This window comes from Streptomyces silvae, from assembly GCF_016745505.1.
Taxonomy (GTDB): domain Bacteria; phylum Actinomycetota; class Actinomycetes; order Streptomycetales; family Streptomycetaceae; genus Streptomyces; species Streptomyces silvae.
In genome coordinates this window covers 132,158-151,472 of the sequence record NZ_JAERUC010000184.1, presented here as the reverse complement: position 1 = coordinate 151,472, position 19,315 = coordinate 132,158, and the positions used below count along the sequence as shown (strand labels likewise).

15 protein-coding genes are annotated in these 19,315 nt (G+C 72.5%); 8 read left to right on the top strand and 7 right to left on the bottom strand.

Annotation, left to right across the window (positions count from 1 at the left end; all coding sequences use genetic code 11):
- Positions 1-36 precede the first annotated feature (36 nt).
- Positions 37-1,236 carry an amidohydrolase gene (locus JKV81_RS29745; protein ID WP_202078738.1) on the bottom strand — a complete coding sequence of 400 codons (1,200 nt, stop codon included), beginning with the start codon at positions 1,234-1,236 and terminating at the stop codon, positions 37-39.
- Positions 1,233-2,651 carry an MFS transporter gene (locus JKV81_RS29740; protein WP_202078736.1) on the bottom strand — a complete coding sequence of 473 codons (1,419 nt, stop codon included), beginning with the start codon at positions 2,649-2,651 and terminating at the stop codon, positions 1,233-1,235. Before JKV81_RS29740 ends, JKV81_RS29745 begins: the two co-directional genes overlap by 4 nt.
- A gap of 113 nt (positions 2,652-2,764) precedes the next feature.
- Here JKV81_RS29740 and JKV81_RS29735 point away from each other — a divergent pair, with 113 nt between their 5' ends.
- On the top strand, positions 2,765-3,784 hold the full coding sequence (locus JKV81_RS29735; protein ID WP_129260609.1) for an Lrp/AsnC family transcriptional regulator: 1,020 nt from the start codon (positions 2,765-2,767) through the stop codon (positions 3,782-3,784).
- Positions 3,785-3,795: 11 nt separating this feature from the next.
- Here JKV81_RS29735 and JKV81_RS29730 read toward each other — a convergent pair whose 3' ends face one another.
- The 4 genes from JKV81_RS29730 to JKV81_RS29715 all read right to left on the bottom strand — a co-directional run bounded on the left by JKV81_RS29730 (position 3,796) and on the right by JKV81_RS29715 (position 8,704).
- Complete coding sequence (locus tag JKV81_RS29730; RefSeq protein ID WP_202078734.1) at positions 3,796-5,052, bottom strand: sulfite oxidase; 1,257 nt, start codon at positions 5,050-5,052, stop codon at positions 3,796-3,798.
- Between the two features lie 43 nt (positions 5,053-5,095).
- Positions 5,096-6,274, bottom strand: a complete 1,179-nt coding sequence (gene metX, locus JKV81_RS29725; RefSeq protein ID WP_202078752.1) for a homoserine O-acetyltransferase MetX — start codon at positions 6,272-6,274, stop codon at positions 5,096-5,098.
- Positions 6,271-7,632 carry a bifunctional o-acetylhomoserine/o-acetylserine sulfhydrylase gene (locus tag JKV81_RS29720; RefSeq protein ID WP_202078732.1) on the bottom strand — a complete coding sequence of 454 codons (1,362 nt, stop codon included), beginning with the start codon at positions 7,630-7,632 and terminating at the stop codon, positions 6,271-6,273. The genes metX and JKV81_RS29720 overlap by 4 nt, the downstream gene beginning before the upstream one ends.
- 199 nt (positions 7,633-7,831) lie before the next feature.
- On the bottom strand, positions 7,832-8,704 hold the full coding sequence (locus tag JKV81_RS29715) for an RNA polymerase sigma factor SigF (protein ID WP_202078730.1): 873 nt from the start codon (positions 8,702-8,704) through the stop codon (positions 7,832-7,834).
- Positions 8,705-9,348: 644 nt separating this feature from the next.
- On the opposite strand from JKV81_RS29715, the gene JKV81_RS29710 reads away from it, so the two are divergent.
- The 3 genes from JKV81_RS29710 (at position 9,349) to JKV81_RS29700 (ending at position 13,135) form a co-directional block, all read left to right on the top strand.
- On the top strand, positions 9,349-10,182 hold the full coding sequence (locus tag JKV81_RS29710) for a GNAT family N-acetyltransferase (protein ID WP_236058079.1): 834 nt from the start codon (positions 9,349-9,351) through the stop codon (positions 10,180-10,182).
- Positions 10,183-10,213: 31 nt separating this feature from the next.
- Positions 10,214-11,404, top strand: a complete 1,191-nt coding sequence (locus JKV81_RS29705; RefSeq protein ID WP_202078726.1) for a PP2C family protein-serine/threonine phosphatase — start codon at positions 10,214-10,216, stop codon at positions 11,402-11,404.
- A 495-nt stretch (positions 11,405-11,899) separates the two neighbouring features.
- Positions 11,900-13,135 carry a cytochrome P450 family protein gene (locus JKV81_RS29700; RefSeq protein ID WP_202078724.1) on the top strand — a complete coding sequence of 412 codons (1,236 nt, stop codon included), beginning with the start codon at positions 11,900-11,902 and terminating at the stop codon, positions 13,133-13,135.
- 130 nt (positions 13,136-13,265) lie between these two features.
- Here JKV81_RS29700 and JKV81_RS29695 read toward each other — a convergent pair whose 3' ends face one another.
- Positions 13,266-13,661 carry a DUF6355 family natural product biosynthesis protein gene (locus JKV81_RS29695; RefSeq protein WP_202078722.1) on the bottom strand — a complete coding sequence of 132 codons (396 nt, stop codon included), beginning with the start codon at positions 13,659-13,661 and terminating at the stop codon, positions 13,266-13,268.
- A 297-nt stretch (positions 13,662-13,958) separates the two neighbouring features.
- Between JKV81_RS29695 and JKV81_RS29690 the strand changes: the two genes are divergently transcribed.
- The 4 genes from JKV81_RS29690 to JKV81_RS29675 all read left to right on the top strand — a co-directional run bounded on the left by JKV81_RS29690 (position 13,959) and on the right by JKV81_RS29675 (position 19,311).
- Complete coding sequence (locus JKV81_RS29690; protein WP_202078720.1) at positions 13,959-15,536, top strand: purple acid phosphatase family protein; 1,578 nt, start codon at positions 13,959-13,961, stop codon at positions 15,534-15,536.
- Positions 15,537-15,648: 112 nt separating this feature from the next.
- Complete coding sequence (locus JKV81_RS29685) at positions 15,649-15,918, top strand: hypothetical protein (protein ID WP_124278691.1); 270 nt, start codon at positions 15,649-15,651, stop codon at positions 15,916-15,918.
- A gap of 385 nt (positions 15,919-16,303) precedes the next feature.
- Complete coding sequence (gene abc-f / locus JKV81_RS29680) at positions 16,304-17,998, top strand: ribosomal protection-like ABC-F family protein (protein ID WP_202078718.1); 1,695 nt, start codon at positions 16,304-16,306, stop codon at positions 17,996-17,998.
- Between the two features lie 227 nt (positions 17,999-18,225).
- A complete protein-coding gene (locus JKV81_RS29675; RefSeq protein ID WP_129260599.1) occupies positions 18,226-19,311 on the top strand; it encodes a zinc-dependent alcohol dehydrogenase family protein in 1,086 nt (361 codons plus the stop codon).
- Positions 19,312-19,315 lie beyond the last annotated feature (4 nt).

Here is a 19,315-nt window from a genome sequence, read left to right as displayed (position 1 = left end):
GCTCCTGATGTGGATATGACTCTTTGAAGACAGGCCCTAGCGCTCCGGCTGGGAGCCCCGGCGGAGGGCCGCGCCACGGGTCAGGCGCGCGCGTTGGGCGGGATCCCGCGCGGCACGCGCCGCGGCCAGGGCGAGGCCGAACGCGCCGTCCAGGACCGCCCGGTCCGCGGACGGCGAGGTGCCGTGGTCCGTGAACGCGGCGGTGTGCGGCGTCGCGCCCCCCACGTCGTATCCGAGCAGTGGATGGATGGACGGGACGAGGTGGGACACGTTGCCCATGTCGGTCGACGCGAGCGCGGCATCGGTCACCTCGACGTCCCGGCCGCGGGAGATCATCGCGTCCCGGTAGAAGGCGCTCAGCGAGGTGTCCTGGCGGAGATCGGCGAAGTCGTTGCCGACCGGGGTGAGTTCCAGAGCACACCCCGTGGCGAGAGCACCTGCTTCGAGGCAGGCGCGTACCCGTCGCTGGATCACCCGGAGACCGTCGAGGGAAGGGGAGCGCATCTCGATCGCCGCCCGGGTCCGCGCGGGGATGACGTTGACCGCACTGCCGCCTTCGGTCGTGATCGTCGAGACGACGGACCGCGGCGGGAGTTGCTGCCGCGCCAGCGCGACGGCGGTCTGCGCGATCACGAGGGCGTCGAGTGCGTTGACGCCCCGCTCCGGTGCCGCCGCGGCGTGGGCGGGAGCCCCGGTGTAGGTGAAGTCCCAGCGGCACAGGGCGAGCGAGCGTCCGCCGACGGCGTCGTGGTCCGCCGCATGGGCCATCATCGCCAGCGACGCGTCGTCGAAGTGTCCGCTCTCGATCAGGCGGGCCTTGCCGCCGAAGGTCTCCTCCGCGGGGGTGCCCAGCACCTTGACGCTCACCTCCAGGGTCTCGGCGAGAGCGCCGAGCGCGAGGGCGGCGCCGACCGCCGCAGCGGCGTTCACGTTGTGGCCGCAGGCGTGCCCCATGCCCGGCAGTGCGTCGTACTCGACACAGACGGCCACCACCATCGGCGCGGCACCCTTCCGGTAGCAGAACGCGGTCGGAAGGTCCGCCGGCGTGGGCTCCGGCTCGAATCCGGAGTCGCTCAGCAGGGCACCGACGCGCTGTGCGGCACGAACCTCCTCGCCGCTGAGTTCGGGGTCGGCGTGCAGGGCGTGGCTCAGGGCGACGAGCAGTGTCCGGTGCTCCTCGACGAGGGAGGAGACCCGCTCGACGAGGTGGTGCGGGATCCGGGGTACGTCCTTCACGCGGCCACCCCGTCCGGGCCGACGGCCGCGGGCCGTACGTAGCGCATGGCCGTCAGGGAAGCGGCCAGCGCACCGGCCGCGAGCGTCACCCAGATCGCGACGAGTCCGCGCGACGAGATGGAGCCGTCCGACAGGAACGCCGACGACAGCAGTTTGACTACTGCGGCACCGACCACGATGCCGATCGACAGGGCCAACTCGTTGATGCCCGCGGCGGTCGCGGTGAGGCCGGGGTCCACGCCTTCGACGGCGAGCGCGCGGGTGGATGCCTGGTAGAGGCCGAGACCGAGGCCGAAGAGCGCGAGCCCGACGCAGTATCCCGGCAGTGAACGGTGGAGCAGACCCATCACGGCGAACGCCGCGCACAGCACCAGTCCCGCACCCACCAGCGTGGCCCGCTCCCCGGCCACACGCAGCAGCCGGGTGGTGAGCAACGAGGCGGCGAAGGAGGTCATGGACACGATGAGGAACAGGGAAGCGATCTGCAGCGAGCTGAGCCCGAACCCGTAGCCCGCCGTCGACGCGTCGGAGAAGAGGAAGATCGCGTTGGTGCTGATGTAGCTGATGGAGGCGAAGCCGAAGAAGAAGGTCGCTCCCGAGACGACACGCACCTGCCGGTGCCTGAACATCGACAGGTCGACAAAGGTGTGGTTCCGGGTGGAGTCCCGTCGGACCCAGACCGCGAGCAGCAGCACCCCGCACCCGCCCGGCGCGAGGATGCGCGGATCCGTCCAGCCCCAGTCCGCGCCCATCGAGAGGGCGGTCACGAATCCGGTCAGCCCGAGCGAGCAGGCCAGCAGCGGGACGACGGCGATCCGTTCGCGGGTGGGGGAGCCGCCCTCCGGCAGCAGCGGAACGAGAGCGAGCGCGGCGACGGCGAAGGGGACGGCGACCCAGAACCCCCGGGTGGGCGTGTGCATCCCCACCAGACCGGCGAGCAGGCCGCCCACTCCGACGGTGACCATCAGCACCGCGATCATCGAGCTGACCCCGGCGCGCAGCCGGCCCGGACCGGCCGACCGCAGGATGCCCATCATCAGCGGGATGAACCCGACCACGCCGGTGAGCAGGACGACGCCGACCATCACGGTCCACAGGGTGGGGTGCACCGCCATCAGTACGACCCCGGCCGCCACCAGCAGGATGCTCGCGCGCAGGACCGGCCGGTACCCCCACGAGTCGCCGAGGGTGGAGATGATGGGTGTCAGAACGGCGAAGCCGAGCTGCGACAGCAGGAAAATACCGTTGATGGTGGCGTCGTCGATCGAAAGCACCGGGCCCAGCGCCGGCAGCAGCGGGTTGATGTAGCCCTGCGTGATGCCGCTGAGTGCCTCGATCAGGGCCATCGCCAGGATGACCGTGCCGATACTTCGGCCGGCCGGCACTCGTACCTCGCTCCGGGCGTCCGTCCCCATGGGGTCCTCGCTCTCACTCGTCCCGACTGCTTCGGTCGAAGGGAGTGCCAAGGTAGGGTCGCCGCCATCACAGTCCGCCGAATCGATCCGAATCGGCACCGGAGGGTCCCCGCATGCAAGAATCGGCCATCCTGTCCGAGCTGGACCTCGCGATCATCAACGCGCTGCAGATCAGGCCACGCGGTGAGTGGTCCCGCATCGGGGCGGCACTCGGCATCACGGGGGCGACCGCGGCACGGCACTGGGAGCGGCTCACGCGGGAGCGTCTCGCGTGGATCGCGACCATGCCCGGTCCTCGGTTCGGCGACGCCGGGCACACCGCTCACGTCTTTCTCTCCGCGTCGCCCAGCCACCACACCGAACTGGCCGAGCGGCTCTGCCAGGAGCCCGCCGCGGCCACGGTCACACGCGTCACCGGTGGACACGACTTCCGCGTCGACTGCTTCACCGGCACGCAGGAGAGCCTGGACCAGATCGTCTCCGAACGGTTCTCGTCGCTCCCCGGCGTGATGCGCACCGAGACCGCCTACGTCACCCGGGTGCACCGCCAGAGCTCGTCGTGGCGCAGCGGCATACTCGACCAGCGGCAGTCACGGTCCGTCTCCGCCGATTCGGTGGCCACGCCCTCGCGACGGACGGCCTTCGACGCGGTCGACTCCGCTCTGCTCGACGCACTCGGGGACGACGGCCGTCGCAGCTGGGCGGAGCTCGCCGCTCTCTGTGCCGTTTCCCCGCAGACCGCGCGCAGACGCGTCGAGCAGCACCTGGCGTCCGGATACCTCGTTCTGCGTTGTGAGTTCGCTACGTCCGCCGGTCTGCCGGTCCGGGAAGCGAGCCTGATCCTCAATGTCCCCGGGCGCCATCTGGAGGCGGCAGGCCGGTACATGGCCGGCCTGCCCGACTGCCGGGTGAGCGTCGAGGTGTTCAGCGTGCACAACCTCGTGGCGACCTTCTGGGTCCACGACCTGAACGAGATCCACGCCTACGAGCGGGAGCTGGAGGCCCGCGCTCCGGGAACCGTCGTGTTCTCCCGGAGCGTGACCCTGCGCACCTACAAAAGGGTCGGCCACATCCTCGACCGGGAAGGCCGCAGCGTCGGACGGGTCCCCCTGCCGATGTGGCGGCGGGGCTGACCCCCGGCCCGTCAGACCACGGTCACCGGATGCCTCACCACCGCGTCGAAGAGATAGCCCTGTGTGTTGTGCGCGGTCGTCGCCGGCTGGGTGCGGCCCGTCCGGTCCGTGGCCCGGGCGAGGAGTACGCCCGGGCCGGGCGTCGTCGGGACCCAGTCGGCGGTCCAGCGGACCCAGCTCCCGGCCCTCGGCTCGTCGCGCAGCCGTGCGGGCCGCCACCGGGTGCCGCCGTCGGTGCTGACCTCGACCGAGCGCACCGGCGCGCCGCCCGACCAGGACCGGCCGGTCAGCAGATGCCTGCGGCGGGCGGCGAACGACGCGCCGGGCGCGAGCTCGAAGGCGCTCTTGAGCGTCTGACGGGTCAGCGGCGCGCTCCCCTCGGGCGGGTAGCCGGGGCCGAAGAGCCGGTACAGGCCCGTGTTCCACGGGCTGAGCAGCGGCTCCGCGCTCACCTCGATGTCGCCCACCCACTTGATGTTCGCTATGCCCACCCAGGACGGCACGATCAGCCGGACCGGAGCCCCGTGGTCGGGCGGCAGCGGCTCGCCGTTCATCTCGTACGCCAGGAGCACGTCGTCCAGGGCCTTCGCCACCGGCAGCGGCCTGCGGACCCGGCCCAGGTTGGTCCCGTCGCTGACGACCTCCGCGTCCAGCCCGCGCGGCAGCACGTCGACCGCCTTACGGCCGATGCCCGCCCGGCGCAGCACCTCGGCGAGCCGCACCCCGCGCCAGCGCGCCGTCCCGATCGCACCCAGGGTCCACGCGGTGCCGCTGACCTGCTGGTCCTGCTGCGAGGTGAAGTAACTCCGGCCGTTGCCCGCGCACTCGACGAACGCGGTGCGGGAGACCGACGGCAGGGCGCGCAGCGCCTCGTACGAGAAGTCCACCGGACCGCCGGTCAGCCCGCTGCCCCAGACCGTCAGCTTCCAGTCCGCCGGGTCGACGATCGGCGTCGTGGTGTGGTTGCGGACGAAGAAGCGGTCGACGGGGGTCAGCAGCCCGGTGTCCTTCAGCGCCGCGAAGTTCGTCTCGGCGTTGGTCCCGCGCACCGTGAACAGCTCCGGCGGCAGGGGCTTCACCACCCCGTCGAGCGTCGGTCCGGCCTGGGCGGGGGCCGCCGCGGCCGGGACCAGCGCCCCCGCCGCCGACGCCGCGGCGACCAGCTTCAGGAGATCACGGCGGTCGATGCCGGCGGATCTCGCACCGCCGCGGGCCCATTGGCGGAGCCGCGTGCCGTCGTACGAGGCCTCGGACTGTACGGAACTCATGAGCGCTCCAGGAAGAGGATCTGCGGTCGGGGTCGGTGCGGTGTCAGCGGTTCGGGGGAGCCGGGAGGGGCGGGGGCAGCAACTCCCGTACGAGAGAGCCCACCTGGTCGGTCTCGATCAGGAACCCGTCGTGCCCGTACGGGGATTCGACGATCCGGAGCCCGTCGGCACCCGGCAGCAGCGCCGCCGTCTCCGCCTGCTGCGCCGGCGGGTACAGCCGGTCCGAGTCGATGCCCGCGATCAGGGCCGGCATGTCCGCCCGGCGCAGCGCCCGCGCGACACCGCCCCGGCCCCGGCCCACGTCGTGCGCGTTCATCGCCTCGGTGAGCACCACGTAGCTGCCCGCGTCGAAACGCCGTACCAGCTTGGCCGCGTGATGATCGAGGTACGACTCCACCTGGTAGCGCCCGCCCAGCGAGGGCAGTTCGCCGGGCTGCGCGCGGCGGCCGAACCGCGCAGCCAGCTCCGGTTCGCTGCGATACGTGACATGGGCGATCCGGCGGGCCAGACCGAGCCCCTGGTGGGGGCCCGAGCCGGGCGGGGCGTCGTGATAGCCGCCGCCCCGCCACCCCGGGTCGCTCCGGATCGCGGCGATCTGGGTGCTGCCCCAGGCGATCTGTTCGGCCGAGGACGCCGAGGGAGCGGCCAGGACGAGCAGCGATCCCGTGCGCTCGGGCCGGCTCACCGCCCATTCGAGCGCCCGCATCCCGCCCATCGAACCGCCGATCACCGCTGCCCACCGGCCGATCCCCAGGGCATCGGCCAGCTGCGCCTCGGCCGCCACCTGGTCACGGATCGTCAGATAGGGGAAGTCGCCGCCCCAGTGGGTGCCGTCGGGGCGCCGGGACGACGGACCCGTACTGCCCTGGCAGCCGCCCAGGACGTTCGGCGCGACCACGAACCACCGGTCGGTGTCCAGGGCCCGGCCCGGACCGATCAGCGCGTCCCACCAGCCGGCCGACGGATGCCCGGGCCCGGCGGGGCCCGCCGCGTGACTGTCACCGGTCAGCGCGTGCAGGACCAGCACCGCGTTGGAGCCGTCCGGCGCCCGCCGGCCCCAGGTCTCGTACGCCAGCCGTACACCCGGCAGCGTGGCACCGGACTCCAGACCGAGCGGTTCTCCCAGCTCCACCCACGAACGGCGGCCGGGCGGATCCCCCTCCCGCCGGCCTCCGGAGGCCGGCGGAAGAGGGAGAACGGGGGGCGCGGCGACGCGGTTCAGGACGCGGCCTTCGCGGCGCGGAGCCCTGCCTCCAGATCCGCCTTCAGGTCGTCCACGTTCTCCAGGCCCACCGAGAGCCGCACCAGCCCCGCGGTCGCTCCCGTCGCGGCGAGCTGCTCCTCGGTCAGCTGGCTGTGCGTCGTGGACGCCGGGTGGATGATCAGGCTCCGTACGTCACCGATGTTGGCGAGGTGGCTGAACAGCTCGACCGCGTCCACGAACCGCTTGCCCGCCTCCACCCCGTCCCGGAGCTCGAAGGCCAGCACGGCACCGGCGCCGCGCGGCAGATAGCGCTGCCCGGCCTCGTACCAGGGGCTCGACCCGAGTCCCGCGTAGTGCACCGCCGACACCTCGTCGCGGGCCTCCAGCCAGCGGGCGAGCGCCAGGGCGTTGGACGTGTGCCGCTCCAGACGCAGGCTCAGCGTCTCCACCCCCTGGAGGAGCAGGAAGGCCGAGTGCGGCGACAGCGCGGGCCCGAGGTCGCGTAGCAGCTGGACCCGCAGCTTCACGGCGAAGGCGCCGGGCCCGAGGTCCGGCCAGTACCGCAGGCCGTGGTAGCTGGGGTCGGGGGAGTGGAAGTCCGCGAAACGCTCGGGGTGCGCGCCGAAGTCGAAGGTGCCGCCGTCCACGACGACACCGCCGATCGTGGTGCCGTGGCCACCGAGGAACTTCGTCGCGGAGTGGATCACGATGTCCGCCCCGTGCTCCAGCGGCCTCAGGAGATAGGGCGTGGGCACCGTGTTGTCGACGATCAGCGGCACGCCCGCCTCGTGTGCGACGTCCGCCACGCTCCGGATGTCGAGGACGTCGCCGCGCGGATTGCCGAGCGTCTCCGCGAACACGGCCTTGGTGTCCGGCCTGATGGCCGCCCGCCACGCCTCGATGTCGTCGGGGTCCTCGACGAACGACACCTCGATGCCGAACCGGGGGAGCGTGTGCCGGAACAGGTTGTACGTACCCCCGTACAGCGAGGCCGAGGAGACGATGTGGTCCCCGGCGCCCGCCAGCGTCAGGAGCGCGAGCGTCTCCGCCGCCTGCCCGGAGGCGAGCGCCACGGCGGCGACCCCTCCCTCCAGCGCGGCGATGCGCTGTTCCAGGACGTCCTGCGTGGGGTTGTGGATCCGGGTGTAGATGTTGCCGGGCTCGGCCAGCGAGAAGAGGTCGGCCGCGTGCTCGGTGTCCTTGAAGACGAAGGAGGTCGACTGGTAGATCGGCACCGCACGGGCGCCGGTCGTCGGATCCGGGACCGCGCCGGAGTGGATCTGCTTCGTCTCGAAGGACCAGGCGGCCCCGGCGTCCTGCCGGTCGTGGTCCTCAGGGGTGTGTCCCGCGGTGACGGAGTCGACGGGCTGGCTCATGGCATACCTCGCACGGTCGTTCGGGGGGTGTCCGCGCGGGCACGGGGCGACGCTGCGGAGTACTGATTACGGACCGTAGAGGCCGTCCGCGCCGGGACGGAAGCAGGTCGCGCACGTGGCCACGAAGCTGCAATGCGGCCGCAACAGACACGCCGGGCCGGCCCCGTCGACACGGAGCCGGCCCGGCGTCGGCCGTACGTCAGTCCTGGGTGAACATCCCGTCGCGCAGCTTGCCGAGCAGGCGGCTGAGCAGCCGTGAGACATGCATCTGCGAGATGCCGAGCTCCTCGCCGATCTGGGCCTGGGTCATCTCCTGGCCGAACCGCATGTCGATGATCCGGCGCTCACGCGCGTCGAGATCGCCCAGCAGCGGGGCGAGCGTATGGAGGTTCTCCACCGTCTCCATCGCGGGATCGGGCTCGCCCAGCACATCCGCCATGGTGCGCCCGCCCGAGGCCCGGCCCACCGGTTCCCCGCCGTCGGCCGGCAGGTCGAGCGATCCCGCCGTGTAGCCGTTGGCCGCGACCAGCCCCTCGGTGATCTCCTCCTCGTCGAGGCCCAGGTACTCGGCGAGCTCCGCCACCGTGGGGTCCCGGTCGAGGTCCGCCGAGAGCGTCTCCTTCGCCTTGGCGAGGTCCACCCGCAACTCCTGCAGCCGCCGCGGGACGTGCACGGACCAGGTGGTGTCCCGGAAGAACCGCTTGATCTCACCGACGATGTACGGCACGGCGAACGAGGTGAACTCGACCTCACGGGAGAGATCGAAGCGGTCGATGGCCTTGATCAGGCCGATCGTTCCGACCTGGACGATGTCCTCCATGTCGCCGCTGCCCCGGTTACGGAAGCGGCCGGCGGCGAACCGTACGAGCGACAGGTTCATCTCGATGAGGGTGTTCCGGGCGTACTGGTACTCGGGAGTGCCCTCGTCCGCCACCGTCAGGGCGTCGAAGAAGAGCTTCGACAGTTTCCGCGCGTCCTGGGGGGCGATCTGCCCGGCGTCCTCGATCCAGGGAAGTCCGTCCGGGGCACCTGCTCGTTCCGCGCCGGCGGTCTGTGCAGCGTGCACGGTCATCCCGTCACTCTCCTCGGATTGTGAGCCCGTGAGGTGTAGGCGCCTGCCCGGTGACCCGCAACTCATGCGGGAAACAGTGGTTTTGAGCCACACGTGTGCCGGTATTGGCTTGAAATAGCCGTGATCGTCCTCCGGGGTCCCCACGGAATCGTCCTCCGGGGTCGTCACGGAGCCCGCCTGCGGGAGCGCACGGCCCCGGGGAAGTGGCAAGAACCGCGGGGGCGCACAGGACCGCCCCACCGGTACGGGGGAGCCCGGTGGGGCGGCCGTCTCCAGAGTGCCACAGGCCGAGGCGGGTTGGGACCGTATCCCGCGCAGTCGGACGCGATTCGCCGGGACCGGCGGTACGGCCGCCCGCCCTGCCGTCCGCTCCGCGGTCCGCCCGGCCGCCTGACGAAGCGGCCGTACGCGCCGGAAGGGGCCCCGAAGGGTGGGAAAGGACCGGCCGGAAGGCACCCCGGGGAGCAAAGATGCGGGGAAGCCCGAGGCCCCGGCGGGCGGGCGACGCGGGCTCCGTGCGACGCCCGGGCGAGCCGCTTTGATTGCGTGTTCATGAACGGACCCGCCGCCCGGGAATAGGCGCGGGGCCGGTCGGCCTTCTCCCCCTGTCGCCGGACGCCGAGTCAACCGGAGTGAGAGAGTCCATGCCCGAGGCCACACCCCTGCCTACGCATCCGCCCACACCGCGGACGACGGAACCGACCACGCCGAGGGTGCCCGGCCCCGATGCGGGGACCGGCGCACCCCATCCGCTGGACAACCCCGCGCGCGCCTCCCTCACGGGTCCGCACGCCCACTTCGCCGAGCGCCGCGGCCGCATCCTGCGCTACCGCCCCGACGTCACGCCCTGGCTCGCTCTGCCGGACGCGCCCGACGCCCAGGACTGGGCCGATGTCGCCGCGCTCGCCGGTCCCGGCCAGCCGGTCACCCTCACCGCCTTCCGTGAGCCTCCGCCGGCCGACTGGGAGATCGTCTTCCAGGCCGAGGGCGTCCAGCTGGTGGACGACGGCGTGGACGCCGCCCCCGACCCGGAAGCGGTGCTCCTCGGCCCGGCCGACGTCCCGGAGATGCTGGACCTGGTCGAGCGCACCCGCCCCGGCCCGTTCCTGCCGCGCACCGTGGAGCTCGGGACCTATCTCGGCATCCGCCGCGCCGGGGCCCTGGTCGCGATGGCGGGGGAGCGGCTCCACCCGCCCGGCTGGACCGAGATCAGCGGGGTCTGCACGGACAGCTCCGTACGGGGCCAGGGGCTGGCGTCGCGCCTCGTCAGGGCGGTCGCCCACGGCATCCGGGAGCGGGGCGAGACCCCCTTCCTGCACGCCGCCGGATCGAACACCTCCGCCATCCGGCTGTACGAGTCCCTCGGCTTCACCCTGCGCCGCAGGACCGCGTTCCTCTCGGCGCTCGTCCCGGAGCCGGGCGCCGACGCCAGGACCGGCGGCCAGGGGACGGGTAGCTTGGAACACGTGGGGCGGTAGGGACGGAACAGGCGGGAGGCGTGCCGTGGTCATGGGGCTCCGGCGCCCGTCGGCGGCGCCCAGCGTGCCGCTGCCCGGCACGGACCAGGCGGAGATCTCCGCGGGCGCCTCCCGGATCGGGAACTGGGCCCTCGCACTGTGGCTTCTCCTGCTGACCGCCGTGGTCGTCGTTCTCGACGCCCTCACCGGCAATGATCTTCCCGTCATCCCGTTGCTGGTCGTGCTGCCGGCGCTGGCCTCGGTCTTCTGCACCGTCCGCCAGACGACAGCGGTCGCCGCATGGGTGACGCTGGTCGTGGTCGGATCCCGGATCGCGTCCACCGGCGCCTTCTGGGACGTGGTCTTCCTCATCGGCTTCTCGGCCCTCGCCAGTGCGCTGGGCGTCGTCGCCTGCGCGGCGCGGATCCGGCACGCCACCGAGATGGCGAGGCTGCGCTCGGCCGCCGTGGCGCTCCAGCGCCAGATCCTGCGCCCGCTCCCCGTCACCACCCAGGAGGTCTGTGCCCATGGCATCTACGAACCGATCGAGGAGGACCGCTTCGTCGGCGGCGACATCTACGAGGTCGTCCAGTCGCCGCACGGGACCCGCGTGATCATCGGGGATGTGCAGGGCAAGGGGCTGCCCGCGATCGGGGCCGGTTTCGCCGCGCTCGGCGCGTTCAGGGAAGCGGCCGTGAGGGAGCCCGAACTCACCGCGGTGGCGGACGCCGTCGAGGACGCGGTCGTCCGGCACAACGCGTTCTCCGCCGAGAACGGCGAGGCCGAACGCTTCGTCACCGCCCTCCTGCTGGGTTTCGACGGCGGCGACCGGGTGCGGGCGGTCAACTGCGGTCATCTGCCGCCCCGGCTGCTGTACGACGGGGCGGCGTCGGCGGTCGCCCTGCACCGGACGTCCGTACCGCTGGGCATGGCGGACCTCGGCGGGGAGGCGCGCGCCGCGGAGTGGATCGACTTCCCGCCCGGCGCGGCCCTGATGGTCTACACCGACGGGGTGACCGAGGCGCGCGACGCCGCCGGTGCCTTCTACCCGTTCGACGAGAGGCTTCGCGCCTGGGCCGGGCGCGATCCCGATCAGGTCCTGGAAGCCCTCCAGGCCGACCTGGCGGAGTTCTCCGGGGGAGTGCGCCGCGACGACGTGGCCGTGCTGGTCCTGAGCAGGCCACCGGACGGCGAGAAGGCGGCCGGGTGCCCGGGCGACCCCGCGAGCGACGGGTCCCCGTAGTGACACGCTCACCGCTCTTGATGCATACATGACTCTCCGGAACTCTCACGTACATCGACCCGCAGGAGCGGTGCACCCTGCCGGACGCGGACGGGCTCTGCCTGCGCGGGACCGAAGGCCCCGAAGACCCGCAGCGCGTGACCGTCGCCCCCGCCGCGGGCGCCTGGTTCCGGCAGCAGGCCCTGGAGCTGGTCAAGCTCGCCGAACCCCCGCTGTTCTGAGCACCCCGCGCGGAGCCGGTCGACACCGGCTCCGCCCACCACCCGGGCCGGACCACGAGGCCGGACGCCGCCGGATCACGCCACCACGCCCCCGCCGCCGGACCACGAGGCCGCACACGAGGCCCGACCGTTCAGCCGGACCATGCCGCTGGACCACGGGGCCGGATCACGCGGCCGCACCGAGCCGCCGGACCACGCCGCCGGAAGGTCTGGATCATGAACTCCCGCGCCCCTACGCTCGTCCCATCCTGACCCCCACACCCAGGAGTTACCCATGGGAGAGCAACCCGTCGCGATCGACCCCGCAGGCCGCGACATCCACGGAGAGGCGGACGCGCTCCGTGCCCAGGGCTCGGCCGCACGGGTCGAACTGCCCGGCGGGATCGCGGCCTGGGCCCCGACCGGCCACCAGGTCCTCAAGCAGTTGCTCGCCGACGACCGGGTCTCCAAGGACCCCGACCAGCACTGGCCCGCCTGGATCGACGGCGAGTTCCGGGAGACCTGGGTCAACTCCTGGGTGGGCGTGACCAATATGTTCACCGCCTACGGCTCCGACCACCGACGGCTGCGCAAACTCATCTCCCCCGCCTTGACCAAGCGCCGCACCGACGCGCTCGCGCCCCGCATCGAGGAGATATCCGCCCGCCTCCTCGACGAGATGGCCGAGGGGGCCGGGACGGCCGAGGGGGCCGCCGAGGGACCCGTGGATCTCCGTGCCGCCTACGCACACCCCCTCCCGATGGCGGTCATCTGCGAGCTCTTCGGCGTCCCCGAGAACAGCAGGGCTGACACGGCGAGGCTCGTCGGCGAGGTCATGGACACCACCGCGACACCCGAACAGGCCCTCGCCACCTGGCAGGAGGTCCACGCCCTGCTGGCGGGACTGGTCGCCGCCAAGCGGGAGCAGCCCGGCGACGACCTGACCAGTGTCCTGATCGCCACCCGGGACCAGGAGGGATCCGGCCTCACCGAGGACGAACTCATCGACACCCTCCTCCTCGTCATCGGCGCGGGGCACGAGACCACCGTCAACCTCATCGGCAACGCCGTACACGCCCTCCTCACCCACCCCGACCATCTCCGCAGGGTGCTCGCCGGTGACATCCCCTGGAGCGAGGTCGTCGAGGAGACCCTGCGCTGGGCACCGTCGATCGCGAACCTCCCCCTGAGGTACGCCGTCGAGGACATCGAGCTCCCCGACGGCGTCACCATCGCCCGCGGTGACGCGATCCTCGCGACCTACGCCGCCGCGGGCCGCGATCCCGGCCGGCACGGAGGGGACGCGCACCACTTCGACCCCACCAGGCTCGACAAGGACCATCTCTCCTTCGGCCATGGCGTGCACTACTGCGTCGGAGCCCCCCTCGCCCGCCTCGAGGCGTCGATCGCGCTGCCGGCGCTCTTCACCCGCTTCCCGGCCCTGCGCCTCGCGGACCCGTCCGTCCCCGCCGCGCAGGTGGAGTCGTTCATCGCGTACGGATTCGGGGCGCTGCCCGTGAGGCTGGGCTGACCGCACGGACCACCCGCCCCGGAACCCCGGACCGCCCCGGAACCCCGGACCGCCCCGGACGACTCCCGGCGGGCCGCGCCGGGGGTCCGACCGGCCCCGGTCCGCTGCGGCCCGCCGGGCCCCGTCCGCCTCAGTGGGAGGTGTGTCCGGTCCGCTCCCCGTTCCGGCATCCGGCACCCCCGATGTAGTACGCGTTGAGGCAGTTCGGACCGGCGCCCGGCAGCTGCGTGGCGCCCGAGCCCACGCAGAGATGGAAGTCGTTCCCGCTGCCGCCGCCTCTGACGTCGACATGGATCCGTACGGTCGTCTCGCCGCAGTGGTTGTACGCGGCGAACTGGGACTCCCGGACGCTGTACCGGAAGAAGCCGCACTGTGCGGCAGGGGCCGCGGGCGCCTGACGCACCTGCGGACCGCGTGCGGATTCGGGGTGGGCGGGGCCCGCGGACGCCACCGCAGCGGTCGCGAGGAGCGTGCCCGCCGCCAGCGCGAAGGCGGCTCGGGGAAAACGGGTCAGGGTGAGCTTCACGGGCATTCCTTACGGTGGGCCACGACGATGGACGACCGGCTGACCGCCTGCGCCCGGTACGACACCGACCGCCCGACCGTCACTCTCCGGCCCCTCGATCGTAATTCTGCGTATATCGCCTGTGACGAAATGTCACCCGAAAGAGATGGAGGGCGCTACCGCGCCGCCGACATCGCCTGTGCTGTGCGTCCACCTCACGACACGTCATGTTCACCATCGGGACTCATGGGATCTTGTATGTGTAGCGTTCACTCATCCGACGGAATGCCGTCAGGAACCCCATGGATGTTGTGGCCCATGGACATCCCCCGTTTCGGAATCCCCGAGAAGCTCGCCGACCGCATGAGCATGGCCGAGCAGCACGCCTACCTGCGCGCCCGGCTCACCCGGCGCCGTGTGCTCCGCACGAGCGTGGCGACCGCCGCCGTCGCGGGCACCGGCCTGGCCTCGGGGCTCGCCTCCCCGCCGGCGTACGCCGCCGCCCCGGACGCGGTCACGTCACGCGCCGGCGCGGCACACGTGGACGGTTCGCTGGTCGCTCCCTTCGGCCGGCACCTCGCGTACGGGGCGGATGCCAGGACGCAGATGTCGGTCTCCTGGCAGGTCCCCTTCGCGGTGAAGCGGCCGTACATCCGCATCGGGCTCAAGCCCTGGGCGCTCAGCCGCAAGATCGACGCGGAGGTGCGGCACCTGACGACGCCTCTGCTCGACGGCGGCAGGATCGCGGCCGCCGAGCAGTTCTACGTCCACGCGGCCCTGGAGCGGCTGAAGCCCGGCACGACGTACTACTACGGCGTGGGCCACGACGGGTTCGACCCCGCCGACGCCCGCAACCTCGGCACGCTCGGGACCCTCACCACCGCTCCCGCGCGCGCGGAGTCCTTCACCTTCACGGCCTTCGGCGACCAGGGCGTCAGCTACCACGCGCTCGGCAACGACCAGCTGATCCTGGGCCAGAACCCGGCGTTCCACCTGCACGCGGGCGACATCTGCTACGCCGACCCGTCCGGCTCCGGGCAGTCCACCGACTCCTACGACGCCCGCACCTGGGACCAGTTCCTGGCCCAGACCGAGACGGTGTCCAAGACCGTGCCGTGGATGGTGACCACCGGCAACCACGACATGGAGGCCTGGTACTCGCCCGACGGCTACGGCGGCCAGAACGCCCGCTGGACCCTGCCGGACAACGGCCCGGACCCGGTCGGCCAGCCCGGCGCGTACTCCTTCACCCACGGCAACGTGGGTGTGATCGCGCTCGACGCCAACGACGTCTCGTACGAGATCCCGGCCAACTTCGGCATCAGCGACGGCAAGCAGACCCGCTGGCTCGACCGGCGCCTGGGGGAGCTGCGGGCCCGCCACGACATCGACTTCATCGTGGTGTTCTTCCACCACTGCGCGTTCTCCACGACCAATGCGCACGCCTCGGACGGCGGGGTGCGCGACGCCTGGGTGCCGCTCTTCGAGAAGCACCAGGTGGACCTCGTCATCAACGGCCACAACCACGTCTACGAGCGCACCGACGCGATCCTGAAGAACGCGGTGCGGCGCCCGGTGCCGATCGGTGAGCGCACCGACCCGACGCGGGACGGCATCGTGTACGTCACGGCCGGCGGCGCGGGCAAGGCCCTCTACGACTTCCCGGCACCCGACAGTTACGAGGGCCATGTCTCGGACCTGGAGAGCGTGAACACCTACCACGTGGTCAAGGGCGGCGGAAAGGCCGCCGAGACCGTGGAGTGGTCCCGCGTCCGCTACACCGGCTTCTCGTTCCTCGCGGTGGAGGTGGAGGCCGGCCGGCACCCCCGGATGAAGGTCACCGCGCTCGCCGAGTCGGGGGAGTGCGTCGACCACTTCGAGATCAGCCGCGGCTGACCTGCGGGGAACGGGCGGGCCGGCCGTGCGTCGCGCGGGACCCAGGGGGTACGCGAGGTGCGAGACCGGCCCGCCCGTACCAGCATGGGCACCTACCGACGGGAGCGACGACATGACCGACCGCAGGCCCCAGGGAACCGCCTACACCGGGGCGGAGGGAAGCCCGCCGCCGGTCCCCGCCGACATGCCCGACCAGCAGGCACAGGACGGCGAGGACGCCCTCGACGTGATCCTTCCCCCGGGCACCGAACGTCCCGAGACGGAAACCGACCCCGACGATGCCGACAGGCCCGACCCCGACGAGGCCGGCTCGGGCCGCAGCGACGCCCGCAACGCGGGCGTCCACCCGGAACAGCCCACCCCCGACGAGTCGACGGGCTGACCCCGGCCGCCGCGCGCCGGCGGGCGGTTGCCGCCCGGCCCACGGCGCGCCCGGAAGACGGTCGGCCCCCGGTGGAGAGCGCTCCGCGCCCACCGGGGGCCGACCGCGGCATGGTTACAATGGGCGCCATGGGTTCGTACGCGCACTACTTCTTTCTCTGATTCCCGGCCAGGACGCCGCCGCGCGACGCTGAGCGTCGCCGCGTGACCCCGTGGGGCCACGCCGTCGGCCGCAGTCCTCTCCGCCGTCCGACACCCCGTCCCGCTGCGCGCTTCCGTCCATGACGTTCATGACATTCATGGCATCCATGACCTTCATGACTTCATGACCTTCATGACGTCGATGTGCGCGCCGTCGAGGACCTGTCACGTCAGGGAACACACCCATGTCTCTTCAGCACCCCCGCGCCCAACTCGCCATGACCGACGTCTCCAAGGCGTACGGCGACCGGTCCGTCCTCGACCAGGTGTCCCTCACCGTCCGCCCCGGCGAGAAGGCCGGCGTCATCGGCGAGAACGGGTCGGGGAAATCCACCCTGCTCCGGCTGATGGCCGGAGCCGAGGCCCCGGACAGCGGTGAGATCACCGTCAGCTTCCCGGGCGGCACCGGCTACCTCGCGCAGATGCTCACGCTCGACCCCCGCGGCACGGTCCAGGACGCCGTGGACGCGGCCCTCGCCGACCTCCGCGCCCTGGAACGCCAGATCCGTACGGCGGAGGAGGCGCTGTCCGACGGGGACCCCACCGACGCCCGACTCGCCGCGTACGGAGACCTGCTGACGGCGTACGAGGAGCGCGACGGATACCGCGCCGACGCCAGGACCGACGCCGCGCTGCACGGCCTCGGGCTCGGCCACCTCACCCGGGAGCGCACCCTCGGGACGCTGTCCGGCGGCGAGCAGTCCCGGCTCGCCCTGGCCTGCGTCCTGGCCGCGGCGCCGGAGCTGCTGCTCCTCGACGAGCCCACCAACCACCTCGACGCCGCCGCCGTCGACTGGCTGGAGGGCCACCTGCGCGCCCACCGGGGCACCGTCGTCGCCGTCACCCACGACCGGGCGTTCCTGGAGCGCATCACCACCGTGATCCTGGAGGTCGACCGCGACCTGCGGAGCGTCTCCCGGTACGGCGACGGATGGGACGGCTACCGCACGGCGAAGGCCGCCGCACGCCGCCGATGGGCCCAGGACCACGAGGAGTGGCTGGCCGAACTGGCCCGCACCGAGGAACTGGTGGACGCGGCCGGCCACCGGCTCGCGAGCACCGGCAAGGACCCCGGCCAGGGCTTCGGCAAGCACCGCAGGTCGCACGAGGCCAAGCTGTCGGGCCAGGTCAGGGCCGCCAGGACCCGGCTGGAGGCGCTGCGCCGCAGCCCCGTCCCGGCGCCTCCCCGACCGCTGCGTTTCACCGCCGACCTCACCCTCGCCGAGGCGCCCGGCTCCCCGCCGGACGCGGACGGCCGCCCCGGCCCCCTGGCCGAGCTGGACTCCGTCGTCGTCGGGGACCGGCTCGACCTGCCCTCCCTGAGCGTCGAGCCTGGCCGCCGGCTGCTGGTCACCGGCCCCAACGGGGCGGGGAAGACCACCCTGCTGCGCGTCCTGGCCGGCGACCTCGCTCCGGACGCCGGTACGGTCCGGCGGCGGGGCAGGACCGGCTACCTCCCGCAGGAACTCCCCGTCCGCCCCACCCGCCGCACCCTGCTCGCCACGTTCGCCGCGGGCCGGCCCGGATTCCCCGACGAGTACGCCGACGAACTGCTGGCCCTGGGCCTGTTCCGCCCCGAGGACCTGTCCGTGCCCGTGGCGTCCCTCTCCATCGGCCAGCAGCGCAGGCTCGCCCTGGCGCGCCTGGTGACGCGTCCCGCGGATCTGCTGATCCTGGACGAGCCGACGAACCACATCGCGCTCGGCCTGGTCGAGGAGCTGGAGGAGGCACTCGGCCGGTACCCGGGGGCCGTCGTGGTCGTCTCGCACGACCGGAGCTTCCGCAGCCGGTTCACCGGCGACCACCTGGAACTCCGGGCGGGCCGCGCCGTGACGGGGTCCCGGGCACCGTCCGAGGCTGCGCGTCCCGCCCGTACGTAGGCACGCGCACCCTCGGCACCCCCGGTCGGGCCGCCATGGAGGGCCAGGGTGGCCCCGGCCGGGTGCTGACCGGCCCAGGCGCTGCGGCTTCCCGCTTGCGAGGCTGGAACCAGATGCTTCGAGGCCGGTTCGGCAGGGGGGGCCGAGAGGAGTTCGAGGCGGTTCGGCAGTGCTTCGACAGCACTTCGGCAGCACTTCGGCGACGGAGAGGGACGAGGGACGACGTCATGAAGGCACTCGTTTTCCACGGCAGCGGACAGAAGTCCTGGCAGGACGTCCCCGACCCGGGCATCGAGGACGCCGGAGACGCGGTGGTCCGCGTGGACGCGGTCACCATCTGCGGCACGGATCTGCACATCATGAAGGGAGACGTTCCCGAGGTGCGGCCCGGCACCGTCCTCGGACACGAGGCGGTGGGCGAGGTCGTCGAGACGGGAGCGAACGTACGGAGCGTACGGCCGGGTGACCGGGTGCTCGTCTCCTGCATCAGCGCGTGCGGCCGCTGCCGCTTCTGCCGCGAGAACCGCTTCGGGCAATGCCTCGGAGGGGGCGGCTGGATCCTGGGGCACCTGATCGACGGCACCCAGGCCGAGTACGTCCGCGTACCCTTCGCGGATCTGTCCGTACACCCGCTGCCCGGCTCCGTGAGCAGCGAGGACGCCGTGCTGCTGGCGGACATCTTCCCCACCGGGTACGAGGTCGGCGTGCTGAGCGGGCGCGTGGGACCGGGGGACACGGTGGCCGTGGTCGGAGCGGGACCGGTCGGGCTCGCCACCATCGCGACCGCCCGCCTGTACACCCCCGGCCGGGTCATCGCCGTCGACACCGCGCCCTCCCGCCTGGAGGCCGCACGCGCCGTGGGCGCGGACGTCACCGTGGGGGCGGACGAGGACCCCGAGGCGCTGGTCGCCGATCTCACCGGCGGACTGGGGGCCGATGTCGTCGTGGAAGCGGTCGGCATCCCCGAGACCTTCGAACTCTGTACGCGCATGGTGCGGCCGGGCGGCCGGGTCGCGAACGTAGGGGTGCACGGCAAGCCCGTGGCGCTCCATCTGGAGAGCCTCTGGTCGAAGGACCTGACCATCACGACCGGGCTGGTGGACACCTACTCCACCCCGCTGCTGCTGGAGATGATGGCGGCCGGGCGGCTGCCCGCGGTCCCCTCGCTGGTCACCCACCGCTTCACACCCTCGCAGATGGAGGAGGCGTACGACGTCTTCTCCCGGGCCGCCGACACCGGCGCGCTGAAGGTGGTGGTCGGAGCGCCCACGCACGACGCGGTGTCGCTGCCCGCCCAGGAGCGGGCGGCCTGAAACC

Excerpts from the sequence above, each read along its gene's own strand:
- JKV81_RS29715 (WP_202078730.1), bottom strand. The coding sequence starts at position 8,704 with ATGACCGTGCACGCTGCACAGACCGCCGGCGCGGAACGAGCAGGTGCC.
- JKV81_RS29685 (WP_124278691.1), top strand. The coding sequence starts at position 15,649 with ATGACCGACCGCAGGCCCCAGGGAACCGCCTACACCGGGGCGGAGGGA.
- JKV81_RS29700 (WP_202078724.1), top strand. The coding sequence starts at position 11,900 with ATGGGAGAGCAACCCGTCGCGATCGACCCCGCAGGCCGCGACATCCAC.
- JKV81_RS29720 (WP_202078732.1), bottom strand. The coding sequence starts at position 7,632 with ATGAGCCAGCCCGTCGACTCCGTCACCGCGGGACACACCCCTGAGGAC.
- JKV81_RS29675 (WP_129260599.1), top strand. The coding sequence starts at position 18,226 with ATGAAGGCACTCGTTTTCCACGGCAGCGGACAGAAGTCCTGGCAGGAC.
- JKV81_RS29735 (WP_129260609.1), top strand. The coding sequence starts at position 2,765 with ATGCAAGAATCGGCCATCCTGTCCGAGCTGGACCTCGCGATCATCAAC.
- JKV81_RS29705 (WP_202078726.1), top strand. The coding sequence starts at position 10,214 with ATGGGGCTCCGGCGCCCGTCGGCGGCGCCCAGCGTGCCGCTGCCCGGC.
- JKV81_RS29710 (WP_236058079.1), top strand. The coding sequence starts at position 9,349 with ATGCCCGAGGCCACACCCCTGCCTACGCATCCGCCCACACCGCGGACG.
- JKV81_RS29690 (WP_202078720.1), top strand. The coding sequence starts at position 13,959 with ATGGACATCCCCCGTTTCGGAATCCCCGAGAAGCTCGCCGACCGCATG.
- abc-f (WP_202078718.1), top strand. The coding sequence starts at position 16,304 with ATGTCTCTTCAGCACCCCCGCGCCCAACTCGCCATGACCGACGTCTCC.
- JKV81_RS29740 (WP_202078736.1), bottom strand. The coding sequence starts at position 2,651 with ATGGGGACGGACGCCCGGAGCGAGGTACGAGTGCCGGCCGGCCGAAGT.
- JKV81_RS29730 (WP_202078734.1), bottom strand. The coding sequence starts at position 5,052 with ATGAGTTCCGTACAGTCCGAGGCCTCGTACGACGGCACGCGGCTCCGC.